This window comes from Flagellimonas meridianipacifica, assembly GCF_003001695.1.
Lineage (GTDB): Bacteria > Bacteroidota > Bacteroidia > Flavobacteriales > Flavobacteriaceae > Flagellimonas > Flagellimonas meridianipacifica.
Window position 1 is genome coordinate 1,980,162 of record NZ_PVYX01000001.1, and the last position, 14,634, is coordinate 1,994,795.

The following is a 14,634-nucleotide window of genomic DNA, read 5'->3' on the forward strand; positions in this document are numbered from 1 at the left end:
ATCCATGGGAAAAATGAAATTAGACATAGATATCGAATATTACAATCGCCAATTTCGTGGCATACCGCCAGAGGAGATTATTCAATGGGCTACTGGATTGTCCGAAAAAAGAATTGTAACAACCAGTTTTGGTAAGTATTCAGCAGTATTACTAAGTACTTTTCAACGTGTTGATTCGAAGATTAATGTGATTTGGTGCGATACAGGATACAATCTGCCAGAAACCTACCAACATGCTCAGCAATTAACCAAAAGATTTAGTCTTAACTTAAACACCTATGTGCCTCTTGAGACAAGAGCTTCTACTGAGTATCGACTTGGTTTTCCAACTTCGGACCTGCCGGAACATGCCGAGTTTTCTGAAATAGTAAAGTTAGAACCGTTCAATAGAGCCCTCACGGAACACCAGCCAGATGTGTGGTTCACAAACATACGTATTCGTCAAACCGCTTTACGCAGCTCAAAAGATATTCTAAGTTTTAGTAAAGATGGTATTCTTAAGGTAAGCCCATTTTATTATTGGACCGATGAGGATTTAGACGATTATTTAATGGCTTACGATTTACCTAAGAACAGTACTTATTTCGACCCTGTTAAAGCACTGGAATCAAGAGAATGTGGTATTCATTTACAATAAAAAATTATGCAAAGCTTTAGAACAGAAATTGAAAACCCGATAGTAGAGAAGGATATTATTGAGTTGGAGAAAAAAATACGTCAATTCAAAGAAGGTCAAGTTGACGAGGAGAAGTTCCGAAGTCTTCGTTTGGCTCGAGGAGTATACGGACAGAGACAACCGGGTGTTCAGATGGTTCGTATTAAGCTACCTTATGGTAAAGTAACATCCAATCAGTTGGAACGAATCTCTGATGTGGCTGATGAATATTCCACAGGTAGGCTGCATATTACCACAAGACAGGACATTCAAATTCATTATGTGGATTTGGAACGGACTCCAGAGCTGTGGGCGCAATTGGAAAAAGATGAAGTGACGCTTCGTGAAGCCTGTGGAAACACCGTGCGTAATGTTACCGCAAGTGAAACAGCCGGTATTGACGTGGATGAACCTTTTGACGTATCTCCCTATGCACAAGCTGTTTTTGAATACTTTTTAAGAAATCCCATAGGTCAAGAGATGGGAAGAAAATTCAAGGTATCCTTCTCAGCAACAGATGCCGATACAGGTCTTTCTTATATGCATGATTTGGGATTCATAGCCAAAATCAAAGATGGGGTAAGAGGCTTTAAGGTGATGTTAGGAGGCGGATTGGGATCACAGCCCCGGCATGCGGATGTATTGTATGATTTTCTTCCTTCGGATAAAATTGTTCCTTTGATGGAAGGCGTTATTCGCGTTTTTGATAGATACGGGGAACGTAAGAGCCGAGCCAAAGCCAGAATGAAGTTCTTGCTCAAGGATATTGGTTTGGAAGGGTTTAAAGTGCTGTTGGAGGAAGAAAGACTGGCCGTACCAGTGCAGTCATATCCCATAGATTCTGAAAACTATCCAAAACCGCAATTGGCAAATCTTACCTCGGCTTTTATGGAACCTGTTGAAGGGGAAGAATTTGAATCTTGGAAATCTACCAACATTATACCCCAAAAACAAGAAGGTTATGTAGCTATTGGAATAAAGGTACTACTCGGAGATTTCTATACGGATAAAGCAAGGGAACTGGCCAAGTTGGTTCGTGATTATGCTGCTGGAGAAATCCGTCTTTCTTTGCGACAAGACATTCTTATCCCATACGTAAAAGAAGAACTTATCCCGTTCTTTTATCAAGAATTGAAAAAACTAGATTTTACAGAAGCTGGGTACAACAAGGCGTTGGACATTACCGCATGTCCCGGAACAGATACCTGTAATTTGGGTATTGCCAGTAGCACTGGAATCGCTGCCGAACTTGAAAGGGTTATTAAGGCAGAGTATCCCCAGTATATCAGCAATCCAGATGTGGTCATAAAAATTAGTGGGTGTATGAATGCATGCGGCCAGCATAATATGGCTAATATCGGTTTCCAAGGAATGTCCATTAGAACCAAGGACAAACTAGTAGCACCTGCTTTGCAAGTGTTGTTGGGTGGGGGCAATTTTGGAGATGGAAACGGGAGGTTCGCGGACAAAGTAGTTAAAATTCCAAGTAAACGAGGTCCTCAGGCACTTCGGTTAATTTTGGACGACTTCAATACAAATGGAAATGGGCTATCCTTTGCTGACTATTATGCTAAAAAAGGAGAAACCTATTTCTATGATTTTCTCAAACACCTGTCTAGTGTCGATAATTTGACTGCTGAAGATTTTATCGACTGGGGCAACGCTGAGAAGTATAAAAAAGAGATAGGTATTGGGGAATGTGCCGGTGTTATTGTTGATTTAGTGGCTACCCTCTTTTTTGAAAGTGAAGAGAAGATTGCAAACGCCGAAGAAGCTTTGCAAGCCGGGAAATGGGCGGCCAGTATCTATTACTCTTATCAATCTATGGTGAATTCTGCAAAAGCCTTGCTTACCGCAGAGAAGACTAAGACCAATACCCATTCAAGTATTATTAGGGACTTTGATAGGCTTTTTGTGGATACAGATAAGGTCATCCTTGAAGGTAGTTTTGAAGACTTGGTTTTGGAAATGAATAAAACCGCGCCTTCCAAGAATTTTGCAGAATCTTACTTAAATACTTCAAAGGAAGTTCTACGAAAATTTGAGGCTTATAGACAACTGGAACTTCAAGAAGCATAAGATGGAATTAAAAGAAAAGAAGGATTCGTTTTTGAAAAATCAAACAGGAAAGCTTTCGGTAGTTGGAGCCGGACCTGGTGATGTGGATTTAATCACCCTCAAAGGCGTAAAAACGCTTCAAGGTGCCGATGTTGTATTATATGATGCCTTAATTGATACTGAATTACTGAAATATGCTCCCAATGCTGAGAAGATTTTTGTTGGGAAAAGAAAAGGTTGCTATCGATATCAACAGGAACAAATCAATGAATTGATTGTACAGAGAGCTTCTCAAGGACTGCATGTGGTTCGCCTAAAAGGTGGAGATCCTTTCGTCTTTGGAAGAGGTGCGGAAGAAATGGAATATGCAATAGCTTTTGGTTTGGACGTAGCAGTGGTTCCTGGGCTTTCCTCATCAGTTTCCGTTCCGGCCATGCAGAATATTCCCGTTACCAAACGTGGAGCATCAGAAAGTTTCTGGGTTATTACAGGTACCACAAAAGAACACAAACTTAGCGGTGACATAGCTTTGGCAGCAAAATCCAGTGCAACTGTGGTCATCCTAATGGGCATGTCCAAATTGGGAGAGATAATGGATTTGTTTCGAAAAGAGAATAAACAAGACGTTCCCGTGGCCATAATTCAAAATGGGACCACTGAAAAAGAAAAAATAGGAATTGGAACTGTTGCTTCCATTGAGTACAAGGCAAAGGAGCAGCAGTTATCCAATCCTGCAATTATTGTTATAGGTGAAGTAGTTGCGCACCGAGAAAAAATAATGGAAATCCAAAAAGAGCAAAACGAATTAGTCTTTTCAGAATAAAGTAATAAAATGATAAAAACTGATATACTTATAATTGGAGCGGGACCAACAGGATTGTTTACTGTTTTTGAGGCCGGGCTTCTTAAATTAAAGTGCCACTTGATTGATGCATTGCCACAACCAGGAGGACAATGTTCCGAAATCTACCCAAAGAAACCAATTTATGATATTCCTGCATATCCGGAAATTTTGGCTGGAGATTTAGTGGATAGGCTTATGGAACAAATTAAGCCTTTTGAGCCAGGTTTCACTTTGGGAGAACGTGCTCAAATATTAGACAAGCAAGAAGATGGCTCCTTTGTTGTGACAACGAACAAAGGAACACGGCACCATGCCCCTGTCGTAGTGATAGCAGGAGGCTTGGGTTCATTTGAACCTAGAAAACCACAAATTGAAAATATTGCCGATTACGAAGACAATGGGGTGGCTTATATGATTAAGGACCCCGAAGTGTACCGCGACAAGAAAGTTGTGATTGCCGGCGGAGGGGATTCTGCGTTGGATTGGGCCATTTACTTGGCAGATGTAGCCGCAGAAGTGTCTTTGGTACACCGAAGAAACGAGTTTCGAGGTGCCTTGGATTCTGTTGAAAAGGCGTCGGAATTGGCCAAATTGGGTAAAATCCAATTGTTTACCGAAGCTGAAGTGAAAGCTTTGCATGGTGAAAACGAACTAAAATCAGTAGTGATTAAACACAAAGATGATTCCAAGGGGGAAACTTATGTTGAAACCGATTTTTTTATACCCCTATTTGGTCTTTCCCCAAAATTGGGTCCTATCGGTGATTGGGGATTGGAAATTGAAAAAAATGCGATTAAAGTCAATAATGCCAAGGACTACCAAACCAACGTACCGGGAGTTTTTGCCATTGGAGATGTAAATACGTATGAGGGAAAGTTAAAGTTGATACTTTCTGGTTTCCATGAAGCCGCAGTAATGTGTCAATATGCCTATCAACTCATTAATCCAGGGAAGAGATTTGTTATGAAGTATACCACCGTTGGCGGTGTTGAAGGATTTGACGGAACCAAAAAAGAAGCAAAAAAAGAAGTTGTGCAAAGTATTTTGTAACGATGAAAATTATTTGTTTTAGCTATGAGCCTCCCAAAATTTGGGAGGCTTTCGATTTTGGGGGTAATTCATTTGCTTTTGAAAACTCTGTACCTTTACTTTGCAGCTTAGTTCATGTATAAATTGAAATGTTATCAAGAAAGGTGGAGGGAATAGACCCTTAGAAACCTTAGCAACCCTCGTCTTCGAGAAGGTGCTACGTTCTATTTCGCTTATGCGGAAAAAGATGACCATAAGAAAGCACTCTTTCCATTTTTTTGATAGCATCTAAACACGTCATAGTAATGACAAAAAGATTTTATGTCTAGAATTGAAGAAATATTAAAAGAACGAATATTGGTTTTGGATGGTGCCATGGGTACCATGTTGCAACGATATAAGTTTGAAGAAGAAGATTTTCGTGGAGAACGATTTAAGGATTGGGAACACCCATTAAAAGGGAATAACGATTTACTGTCTTTGACTCAACCGGAAGCAATCGCAGAAGTACACCGCAAGTACTTTGCCGCTGGAGCGGACATTGTAGAAACCAATACTTTTTCTGGCACTACTGTGGCCATGGCGGATTACCATATGGAGGATTTGGTGTATGAACTGAATTACGAGTCGGCGCGTATTGCCAAAGAGGTTGCAAATGAATTTACGGAGCAGGAACCGCATAAGCCCCGTTTTGTAGCAGGAAGTATGGGGCCAACGAACAAAACGGCAAGTATGTCTCCAGATGTCAATGACCCAGGTTTTCGAGCAATTTCATTTGATGAACTCCGAATTGCGTATAAGCAACAAGCTGAAGCATTAATGGATGGAGGTGCCGATATTCTTCTAGTAGAAACCATTTTTGATACCTTAAATGCCAAGGCTGCGCTTTTTGCCATAGAAGAAGTTAAAGACGAACGTGGGATAGAAATTCCTGTTATGGTAAGTGGTACCATTACCGATGCTTCAGGGAGAACGCTTTCTGGACAAACAGCTCAAGCTTTCTTAATATCCATTTCCCATATTCCCATTCTTTCTGTGGGATTCAATTGTGCTTTGGGAGCAAAACAGTTGGTACCCCATTTAGAGGTAATTTCTGCTAAATCGGACTTTGCCGTTTCGGCACATCCAAATGCTGGACTTCCCAACGCTTTTGGAGAATATGACGAGACTCCAGAACAAATGCGCAATCAAATTGAAGAGTATTTGGAAAAAGGATTGGTCAACATTGTTGGAGGATGTTGCGGCACAACTCCAGACCACATTAAGGCTATTGCTGACCTTGCCAAAAAATATGAACCCAGAAAACTTATTGTTCCTGTCTAAAAAGGAATCCATCCGATAATGGAGATTACCCAAAAATATTTGAGACTAAGTGGGCTGGAACCCTTGGTCATTACCCCAGAAAGCAACTTTATAAATGTTGGTGAACGGACCAATGTGGCTGGCTCCAAAAAATTCCTTAGGCTTATTAAGGAAGAAAACTACGAGGAGGCCCTCGAGGTGGCACGCCATCAGGTGGAAGGAGGGGCTCAAATCATTGATATCAATATGGATGATGGCTTGATTGATGGCAAAGAGGCCATGGTCAAGTTTTTAAATCTTATTGTCGCAGAACCGGATATTGCTAGAGTTCCCATCATGATTGATAGCTCCAAGTGGGATATCATCGAAGCTGGTCTTCAAGTAGTACAGGGAAAATGTGTCGTCAATTCCATTAGCCTAAAAGAAGGTGAAGAGGAATTTATTCGGCAAGCTAAGTTAATAAAGCGTTACGGTGCAGCTGTTATCGTGATGGCTTTTGATGAGGTAGGGCAGGCTGACAATCTTGAACGACGTATAGAAATTGCGGAACGCTCGTATCGAATTTTGGTTGACCAAGTCAAATTCCCACCTGAGGATATCATCTTTGACCTAAATATTTTTCCCGTCGCCACAGGAATGGATGAGCATAAATTGAATGCCCTGGATTTTATTGAGGGCACTCGATGGGTTCGTCAAAATCTACCGTATTGCAGTGTGAGTGGGGGAGTTAGCAATGTATCATTTTCATTTCGAGGAAACAATACGGTTCGTGAGGCAATGCACTCCGCATTCCTATATCATGCCATAAAGGCTGGAATGAATATGGGTATTGTGAATCCAGCTTTACTCGAAGTCTATGATGATATTCCGGAAGATTTATTGAATCATGTAGAAGACGTTCTGCTCAATCGAAGAGAGGATGCTACGGAGAGACTACTTGAGTTTGCCGAAACGGTTGTTGGTAAATCCAAAGAAAGCAAGGTGGACTTATCTTGGCGCGAAGAACCTCTTCAAGACCGGATTACCCGTGCTCTGGTTAAGGGAATAGACCAATTTATTGTGGAAGATGTTGAAGAGGCCAGGCTACAAGCGTCAAAACCCTTGGAAGTCATTGAGGGTAATTTAATGACAGGAATGAATGTGGTGGGCGATTTGTTTGGCAGTGGGAAAATGTTTCTGCCGCAAGTTGTGAAATCGGCCCGGGTAATGAAAAAAGCTGTGGCACATTTGACCCCATTCATTGAAGCATCCAAGGATTCCACCACCAATTCTGCGGGTAAAATTTTAATGGCTACAGTTAAAGGGGACGTACATGATATTGGAAAAAATATCGTGAGTGTAGTCTTAGCCTGTAATAACTATGAAATTGTGGATTTGGGTGTTATGGTTCCTCCTGAAAAAATCATTCAAAAGGCAAAGGAAGAACAAGTGGATATCATTGGCTTGAGCGGGTTGATTACTCCTTCTTTGGATGAAATGGTGTTTTTGGCCAAAGAGATGGAGCGTCAAGCATTTCAGGTACCTTTGCTTATTGGTGGGGCCACCACCAGTAAAGCACATACTGCAGTGAAAATCGACCCAGTGTACAGTCATTCCGTAGTTCATGTGAACGATGCTTCCAGAGCAGTTACCGTAGTTGGCGATTTACTTCAAAAGGAAACATCCCATAGCTATAAGAAATCAGTAAAACTGGATTACGAAAGTTTCCGTGAAAAGTTTTTGAATCGAACCAAGCAAAAAGAATACTTGAGTTTGGACGAAGCGAGAGAGAATAAACTCCAAATAGAATGGAAATCCCCAGATATTGTAGAGCCTAAACAATTGGGGATTCAGGTTAAGGAAGAGTTTGATTTAAGGAAATTGGAAGATTTTATTGATTGGACTCCCTTTTTTAGAAGTTGGGATTTGCATGGAAAATATCCTAACATTCTTAAAGATGAGATTGTGGGGCAACAGGCCACTGAACTATTTCAAGATGCCCAAAAAATGCTCAAGCAAGTCTTAGATGAAAAACTACTAAAAGGAAAGGCCATTTTTGGTCTATTTCCTGCTAACCAAATAAACGATGACGACATACTAGTCCATTCGAACACAATTGAGGATAGCAAAACCATTTTCAGGACTCTTCGTCAACAAATAAAAAAGAGGGATGGGGTTCCCAATATAGCTTTGGCTGATTTTATTGCACCAAAGGAAAGTGGAATTCAGGATTATGTGGGCTGTTTTTGTGTAACGGCCGGATTCGGCACTAAAGAGCTTGCTGAAGAGTTTGAAAAAAACCATGATGACTATAGTTCTATTATGATTAAGGCCTTGGCAGACCGGTTGGCAGAGGCGTTTGCCGAATATTTACATCGAGAGGTAAGGTTAAAGCATTGGGGGTATGCAAAATCCGAAACCCTATCCAACGAGGACTTGATTGATGAAAAATACCGGGGGATTCGTCCTGCACCCGGTTATCCTGCTTGCCCGGACCATCTGGAAAAGTTGACCGTTTGGAAACTTTTGGGCGTAGAGGAAAAGATAGGAGTTGGACTCACGGAAAGTTTGGCCATGTGGCCGGCGGCAAGTGTAAGCGGATATTATTTTGCTCACCCAGAGGCCAAGTATTTTGGTTTGGGAAAAATAAAGCAAGATCAAGTAGAGGATTTTGCAAATAGAAAACAAATTTCAGTTGAGGAAGCCCAAAAATGGTTGGCTCCAAACATAGTTGAAGCATAGTTTATGAAGGTTACCGAACATATCAAAAAAGCAAAAGGAGAAACGCTTTTTAGTTTTGAAATTATTCCTCCGGTCAAGGGAAGAAGTATTCAAGAATTGTATGATAACATAGACCCATTAATGGAGTTCAACCCTCCTTTTATTGATGTTACGACTTCACGGGAGGAGTACGTGTACATTGATAGGGATGGACTCCTGGATAAAAAGCTGACTCGAATGCGTCCGGGAACTTTGGGCATTTGTGCTTCAATAACACATAAATACAATGTTGATACCGTTCCACATGTTCTTTGTGGTGGATTCACCAAAGAAGAAACCGAATACCTCTTGGTAGATTGCCACTACTTGGGTATTGATAATGTGATGGCGCTACGCGGTGACGCCATGAAAGAAGAAAAGTATTTTGAACCCACCCGGGGCGGACATAGATTCGCATCTGATTTGGTGAAACAGGTCAAAGGACTCAACAAAGGAAATTACCTTCATGAAGTAATTGAAACGGATAATTGCCCAGACTTTTGTATTGGAGTTGCTGGCTATCCTGAAAAACACATGGAGGCTCCCTCACTCAAATCTGATATTAAACGCTTGAAGGAAAAAATTGCTTTAGGTGCTGACTATGTGGTGACCCAAATGTTTTTTGATAATCAAAAATATTTTGAATTTGTGGATGCCGCTCGTGAAGCTGGAATTGAAGTGCCTATTATCCCAGGCATTAAACCAATAGCGGTCAAAAGGCATTTACATCTATTGCCGCAAGTATTCCGAGTGGATATTCCTGAAGATTTGATTGATGCGGTTGAAAATTGTAAGACAAATAAAGATGTTCGCCAGGTGGGTATTGAGTGGTGTATTCAACAATCTCAAGAATTAAAGGAGGCGGGAGTGCCCGTTTTGCACTATTATTCCATGGGAAAATCAGATAACATTAAAGCGATTGCCAAAGAGGTATTTTAATTTTCTACTTTAGCGCTTTATGAGGCGCCTACTTACCACCATCCTTGTTTTATGTTGTGCTTTTGGAATAACCCAAGAAACCAAGCCAACCAAAAAGTATGTAGTGGATGTGAGTTCTTTTTATGGTTCCATCTTACTTCATAACCCAGATATCTCGCATTTGGTTACCGAAAACCCCAGTGGCTTTGTCTTAGGTTATAGCCGAAAAAGATTTGGCAATGAATCTTGGGAATCTGAATACGGATATCCGGATACAGGTTTTTCATTTGTTTATCAAAATATGAACAACCGCACTTTAGGCGATCACTATGGATTGTTCGCCCATTACAACTTTTACTTTTTGAAACGAAATTTGCAATTCCGAATAGGTCAGGGAATTTCCTACAATACCAATCCGTACGATAGAAACCAGAATTTTAGGAACAACGCTTATGGAAGTCATCTTCTGAGTGCAACTTTGGCGATGTTCAATTATCATAAAGAAGACCTTTTTCATGGATTGGGTATTAGGGCAGGATTGACCCTTGTGCATTATTCCAATGGGAATTTTAAGGCCCCCAATACCTCTACAAATACCATGGCTTTTAATTTTGGATTGACTTATGACTTGGATAGAGGGAAAAACACACCTGAGTTGAAAAAACCAGAAAAGAGAGAGAAAATTACAGAGCCTGTTAAATACAATTTGGTTTTACGTGGAGGACTGAACGAAAGTGATGTGATTGGACTTGGCCAATACGGTTTTTGGATTTTTTCCGCCTATGCTGATAAAAGGTTGGGCCGTAAAAGTGCTATCCAATTGGGAAGCGAAGTCTTTTTTTCTAATTTCCTTCAGGAGTTGATACGTTTTCAATCTATTTCGTTTCCTGAAATGGAAGTTGATGCGGATACTGATTTTAAGCGTGCTGGAATTTTTATTGGACATGAATTATTTGTGAATAAAATGAGTGTCATAACCCAACTGGGGTACTATGTTTACTATCCTTTTGAGTTTGAAAGTAGGGTGTACAACAGAATAGGATTGAAACGATATTTCGGGAATAAATTGTTTGGAGCAGTTACTCTAAAGTCGCATGGAGCTTCGGCTGAAGCCATTGAATTTGGAGTTGGAGTAAGATTATAGAAAAATCAGATATTAGACTATAGAAGAGAGATGTTAGGTTACAGAAGACGTACATTTAATGGCAAAGTCATTTTGAGCGCAGTCGAGAAATCTATCTTGTTTCTTTTTGTACTAATTATTTCCTGCAATTCGGAAAATGCACCAGATTGTTTTCAAAGTGCGGGAGATTTGGTACGGGTTGAGGTAGACTTACCGGATTTTTCGACCATCACGGTTTTCGAAAAACTCAATTTGGTTCTGAGACAGGGAGATGAACAACGGGTTGAAATTGAGTCAGGCGAGTTTTTAGTAAATGAAATTTCGGCGGAGGTTGAAAACGGCAGGTTAGTGGTCAGAAATGATAATGGATGCAGTTTTTTTCGTGATTTTGACATATCAACCATTTATGTTACCTCTCCGAACATTTCTGAGATTAGGAGTAGCACCGGCCTTTTAATCTCTAGTGATGGGGTTTTGAGCTATCCAAGTTTGACCCTGCTGACCGAGAGTTTTATAGATTCAGAAACTGAGACCACCGATGGTTCATTTGACCTTTCTTTGGATGTTGAACAACTATCCATAGTGGTAAATGGCATTGCGTTTTTTCAGCTAAATGGGGTTACGGAAAATTTTAACGTAACCATAGCAGCAGGTGATTCAAGAATTGAAGCTGAAGATTTGACGGCACAAAATGTAAGTCTGGACCATCGCGGGACAAATGATATCTTCATAAATCCACAACAGAGCTTATCTGGTGTAATCCGGGGAACAGGGGATGTGATAAGCTTCAATAGACCCACAACCATTGATGTGGAGGAAATTTTTAATGGACGCTTGATTTTCAGAGAATAAAAATATGAGCGGTTGGTTTGATTTCCTTAAATATCTTTTGCCGGATAGGGTCGCACCAAAAGTGAAAGGTTCATCCCAATTGGATTTAATGTTTCAAAATCTAGTAGAAGAAGCTAGAATACCTGGAATGTCTATCTGTATAGTAAAAGATGACAAGACAATACTCGAAAAAGGATACGGTTTTGAAAGCTTGGAGACTAGAAATCAGGTAAACTCTAGAAGTACTGTTTTCAGAATCGCCAGTATTTCAAAATGTATCACAGGGTTGGCTTTGGGAAAAATGGTTGAGGAAGGTTTGATGGATTGGGATGCTTCTTTTTATGATTTTGTTCCCTACTACCCTAAAAAGAAGTTCGATTTCACAATTCGTCAATTGGCATCCCATACCGCCGGAATACGGGGATATAGAGGCAAGGAGTTTGCCTTAAATCAACCCTATGCGATTAAAGAAAGCATAGAAGTTTTTAAAAATGACCCATTGGTCTTTGAACCGGGTAAAGGATATCTGTACAATAGTTTTGACTCTGTGTTGTTGTCATTGGCCATTCAGGAAGCCAGTTCCATGGCATTTGAAGAGTATGTGAAAGAAAAGGTGCTGATACCCTTGCAGATGGCAAATACATATACCCCAAAGGAAGTGGAAAACTCTTCTTTTATGGATGACGATATTTCTGTGGCTGATTTCTACACCCTAAAAGGAAAAACGCCCAAAAAAGCCATAACCGTAAATAATCAATACAAACTGGGGGGAGGCGGTTACTTGTCAACCTGTTCGGATATTATAAAAATGGGGCAGTCCATTTTAAATGGAAATCTTCTTAAGGAAGAAACCTACAAACAACTCTTTGCAGCTCAAAATGTGAATGGTCAATCCGTTTACTATGGATTGGGATTTCAGGTAAGTCAAGATATCGAGGGGAGGCACTATGTGGGCCATGTTGGAAATAGCGTTGGGGCATATACCAACTTCTTTGTGTATCCTGATGAAAAGGTGGTTATTTCCATTTTAATCAATTGCACGGACCCTAAAGCTCAGGGAGGTTTAGACGAGGCAATCAAACAAATTTTCAATAAAAATTTGTAAAGTAAGGAATCCTAACTATATTTGTATTGTAATTTTGCAATAATCAAATAAGTAGAAACATGAAAAAAACAATTTTTTACCACGCAGGATGCCCTGTTTGTGTGAGCGCTGAACACGATGTTATTCAATTGATAGGTTCTGAAAATGTTGATATTGTCCATTTGGGTGAAGACAAATCGGAAATAGAAACAGCTGAGAAATTAGGAGTAGTTTCTGTTCCAGCATTGGTAACCCCTTCCCAAAATGTGCTACATATCAATTTTGGAGCGTCGATTGACGATATTAGATAATTTTTTAATCAAAATAGTTAGGAATCCTTATCATTATGAAAACAAAAACAATTTTCTCTTTAGGTACCGTCCTTATGGGAACCTTATTGAGTTCTTGCGCTCAAGAGAATCCATACAACAATGATGATTTTTCGATTAATGCGGTACAAGTTACCCATGAAAAAGATTTGGCAGTCACTGTGTGGGAGATCGCGGTAGACGGATTGGCTGGAAATACTGTGCCCAATCCTGCAGGACAGTTAGATGGAGCTCCAGTTTTGGGCTATGTTTTTCCAACGAGCTTAAGCTCTACGGATGTGGGCTTTGGAAAAGTAGAGGGAATAGTGGCATTGGCTCTAACGTCACATCCCGATTTTGATGATACCCCACTTTGGGATGAAAACAATGACTCAGACTTTGCCAATGATGGTGTGATATGGCATCCACATTGGGTGATTTTGGGTGAAGACAAACGTGTTGCTGGCGGTCTTTCCGTTATTCAATTCAAAAAAGCCGACAAAACCGTTGTTTTGCCCCCCACAAACCCAGGTATGTCCATGTATATGGATTCGCCCGGTTATCCTGTGTTGACTAAGAACAAGATTATAAAAGTGGTAGTACCCGATTACCGAATCCACAATACGACTGATTTTAAGTACGATGCCGTTACTGCTTTTATGCAGGTCAATACAAGCGATGAAAACCGACCTTTGCTAGGGGTTTATGATGTCTTTAGTGTGGCGAGTGGAGATTTGTCTTTACCATATTTAGTAAAAGAATAGGCTATGGAGGTTTCGGTATGGGATACATATGTTCCGCGAGAGGACGGTAAGGTTATGCACTTCGATATTTTGGTGCCAAGTGACTTGAAGGATACAAACACCATATTTGGGTTTGGTAAGGAGTATTTGACCTCTAAATCGTTCAAAACGGGAAAATTAAGTAGTGAGGAATGTAGATTTTGCCATATGCAATCCGCTCCTCCTGGAGTTGTGGAAGGCATTCAACTTGATGGTTATTTCATCATAGAGATGGAAAATTGTTCCTAAAATAATTAGGAATACTAACTTTGCCTGTCGGTACTATCCGACAGGCTTTTCTATGAAAAAAATGCACGTATTTGACCCAGAAAGTCAGGAAAAAGATTTAACTGCCAAGATAACTGCAGGACTAGAGCGTATTTCTCAGGCATTTAAGGTCTTGTTGTGGGAGAAGGCCAAGGAATTGGGATTGAGTCCCATACAAATTCAAATTCTGATTTTTGTTGCACATCACGATAGGCACTTGGCCAACGTAAGTCATTTGGCTCAAGAATTCAATGTAACCAAACCCACAATAAGTGATGCAATTAAAGCACTTGAGAAAAAAAATCTCATATTAAAAGACTTCTCCTCAGCAGATAGTCGTTCCTACACTATTGTTTTATCAGAAAAAGGTATTTCGGCAGTTGATGTTTCACAAGATTTTGCAAACCCTTTGTATGAACCTCTAGCAAACCTAACTGATACGGATAGAGCAACATTCTTTGACGTTCTTAAAAAGCTAATTTTTGGAATGAATCGAAGGGGTATACTGACTGTTCAGCGAACATGTTTCGGATGCCGATTTTATGACAAAGGCCAAGAAGGGCATTATTGTAATCTACTGGAGAAAAAACTCGAAGACTCAGAGATCAGACTGGATTGTCCTGAATTTGAATCCGCAACATAAGGCACCCAACACGTCTTTATGTGCCTTTTGCAAAGTATCTGGATTTTATGG

General features: G+C 40.3%; 14 protein-coding genes and 1 riboswitch. All 14 genes read left to right on the top strand.

Going from position 1 to position 14,634, the window contains the following annotated elements:
* Nucleotides 1-13: 13 nt before the first annotated feature.
* The 14 genes from CLV81_RS09080 (at nt 14) to CLV81_RS09145 (ending at nt 14,583) form a co-directional block, all read left to right on the top strand.
* A complete protein-coding gene (locus CLV81_RS09080; RefSeq protein ID WP_106144960.1) occupies nt 14-637 on the top strand; it encodes a phosphoadenosine phosphosulfate reductase domain-containing protein in 624 nt (207 codons plus the stop codon).
* A 6-nt stretch (nt 638-643) separates the two neighbouring features.
* Nucleotides 644-2,734, top strand: a complete 2,091-nt coding sequence (locus tag CLV81_RS09085; protein WP_106144697.1) for a HEPN domain-containing protein — start codon at nt 644-646, stop codon at nt 2,732-2,734.
* Between the two features lies 1 nt (nt 2,735).
* Complete coding sequence (cobA, locus tag CLV81_RS09090; RefSeq protein WP_106144698.1) at nt 2,736-3,536, top strand: uroporphyrinogen-III C-methyltransferase; 801 nt, start codon at nt 2,736-2,738, stop codon at nt 3,534-3,536.
* Between the two features lie 9 nt (nt 3,537-3,545).
* Nucleotides 3,546-4,607, top strand: a complete 1,062-nt coding sequence (locus tag CLV81_RS09095) for an NAD(P)/FAD-dependent oxidoreductase (RefSeq protein ID WP_106144699.1) — start codon at nt 3,546-3,548, stop codon at nt 4,605-4,607.
* Nucleotides 4,608-4,735: 128 nt separating this feature from the next.
* Nucleotides 4,736-4,840: riboswitch (SAM riboswitch) on the top strand.
* Nucleotides 4,841-4,907: 67 nt separating this feature from the next.
* On the top strand, nt 4,908-5,909 hold the full coding sequence (locus tag CLV81_RS09100) for a homocysteine S-methyltransferase family protein (protein WP_106144700.1): 1,002 nt from the start codon (nt 4,908-4,910) through the stop codon (nt 5,907-5,909).
* Nucleotides 5,910-5,927: 18 nt separating this feature from the next.
* Nucleotides 5,928-8,609: a methionine synthase gene (metH, locus tag CLV81_RS09105; protein ID WP_106144701.1), complete on the top strand. Its 2,682-nt coding sequence runs from the start codon at nt 5,928-5,930 to the stop codon at nt 8,607-8,609.
* Nucleotides 8,610-8,612: 3 nt separating this feature from the next.
* Complete coding sequence (metF, locus tag CLV81_RS09110) at nt 8,613-9,566, top strand: methylenetetrahydrofolate reductase [NAD(P)H] (protein WP_106144702.1); 954 nt, start codon at nt 8,613-8,615, stop codon at nt 9,564-9,566.
* 19 nt (nt 9,567-9,585) lie between these two features.
* Nucleotides 9,586-10,689, top strand: coding sequence for an acyloxyacyl hydrolase (locus CLV81_RS09115; RefSeq protein ID WP_106144703.1), 1,104 nt, complete (start codon nt 9,586-9,588; stop codon nt 10,687-10,689).
* Between the two features lie 30 nt (nt 10,690-10,719).
* The gene (locus tag CLV81_RS09120; protein WP_106144704.1) at nt 10,720-11,520 is read left to right on the top strand and encodes a head GIN domain-containing protein; all 801 of its coding nucleotides are present in this window, start codon (nt 10,720-10,722) and stop codon (nt 11,518-11,520) included.
* Nucleotides 11,521-11,524: 4 nt separating this feature from the next.
* The gene (locus tag CLV81_RS09125) at nt 11,525-12,604 is read left to right on the top strand and encodes a serine hydrolase domain-containing protein (RefSeq protein ID WP_106144705.1); all 1,080 of its coding nucleotides are present in this window, start codon (nt 11,525-11,527) and stop codon (nt 12,602-12,604) included.
* A 59-nt stretch (nt 12,605-12,663) separates the two neighbouring features.
* Entirely contained in the window at nt 12,664-12,894 is a 231-nt protein-coding gene (locus tag CLV81_RS09130) for a thioredoxin domain-containing protein (RefSeq protein ID WP_106144706.1), read from the top strand.
* Between the two features lie 35 nt (nt 12,895-12,929).
* Complete coding sequence (locus CLV81_RS09135) at nt 12,930-13,655, top strand: hypothetical protein (RefSeq protein ID WP_245911965.1); 726 nt, start codon at nt 12,930-12,932, stop codon at nt 13,653-13,655.
* 3 nt (nt 13,656-13,658) lie between these two features.
* Entirely contained in the window at nt 13,659-13,922 is a 264-nt protein-coding gene (locus CLV81_RS09140) for a DUF2024 family protein (RefSeq protein WP_106144707.1), read from the top strand.
* Between the two features lie 52 nt (nt 13,923-13,974).
* Nucleotides 13,975-14,583, top strand: a complete 609-nt coding sequence (locus CLV81_RS09145) for a MarR family winged helix-turn-helix transcriptional regulator (RefSeq protein ID WP_106144708.1) — start codon at nt 13,975-13,977, stop codon at nt 14,581-14,583.
* The last annotated feature ends 51 nt before the right edge of the window (nt 14,584-14,634 follow it).

Coding starts and splice junctions, on each gene's coding strand:
- CLV81_RS09115 (WP_106144703.1), top strand. CDS start 9,586: ATGAGGCGCCTACTTACCACCATCCTTGTTTTATGTTGTGCTTTTGGA.
- CLV81_RS09125 (WP_106144705.1), top strand. CDS start 11,525: ATGAGCGGTTGGTTTGATTTCCTTAAATATCTTTTGCCGGATAGGGTC.
- metF (WP_106144702.1), top strand. CDS start 8,613: ATGAAGGTTACCGAACATATCAAAAAAGCAAAAGGAGAAACGCTTTTT.
- CLV81_RS09085 (WP_106144697.1), top strand. CDS start 644: ATGCAAAGCTTTAGAACAGAAATTGAAAACCCGATAGTAGAGAAGGAT.
- CLV81_RS09135 (WP_245911965.1), top strand. CDS start 12,930: ATGAAAACAAAAACAATTTTCTCTTTAGGTACCGTCCTTATGGGAACC.
- metH (WP_106144701.1), top strand. CDS start 5,928: ATGGAGATTACCCAAAAATATTTGAGACTAAGTGGGCTGGAACCCTTG.
- CLV81_RS09130 (WP_106144706.1), top strand. CDS start 12,664: ATGAAAAAAACAATTTTTTACCACGCAGGATGCCCTGTTTGTGTGAGC.
- CLV81_RS09140 (WP_106144707.1), top strand. CDS start 13,659: ATGGAGGTTTCGGTATGGGATACATATGTTCCGCGAGAGGACGGTAAG.
- CLV81_RS09120 (WP_106144704.1), top strand. CDS start 10,720: ATGTTAGGTTACAGAAGACGTACATTTAATGGCAAAGTCATTTTGAGC.
- CLV81_RS09145 (WP_106144708.1), top strand. CDS start 13,975: ATGAAAAAAATGCACGTATTTGACCCAGAAAGTCAGGAAAAAGATTTA.
- CLV81_RS09080 (WP_106144960.1), top strand. CDS start 14: ATGAAATTAGACATAGATATCGAATATTACAATCGCCAATTTCGTGGC.
- CLV81_RS09095 (WP_106144699.1), top strand. CDS start 3,546: ATGATAAAAACTGATATACTTATAATTGGAGCGGGACCAACAGGATTG.
- CLV81_RS09100 (WP_106144700.1), top strand. CDS start 4,908: ATGTCTAGAATTGAAGAAATATTAAAAGAACGAATATTGGTTTTGGAT.
- cobA (WP_106144698.1), top strand. CDS start 2,736: ATGGAATTAAAAGAAAAGAAGGATTCGTTTTTGAAAAATCAAACAGGA.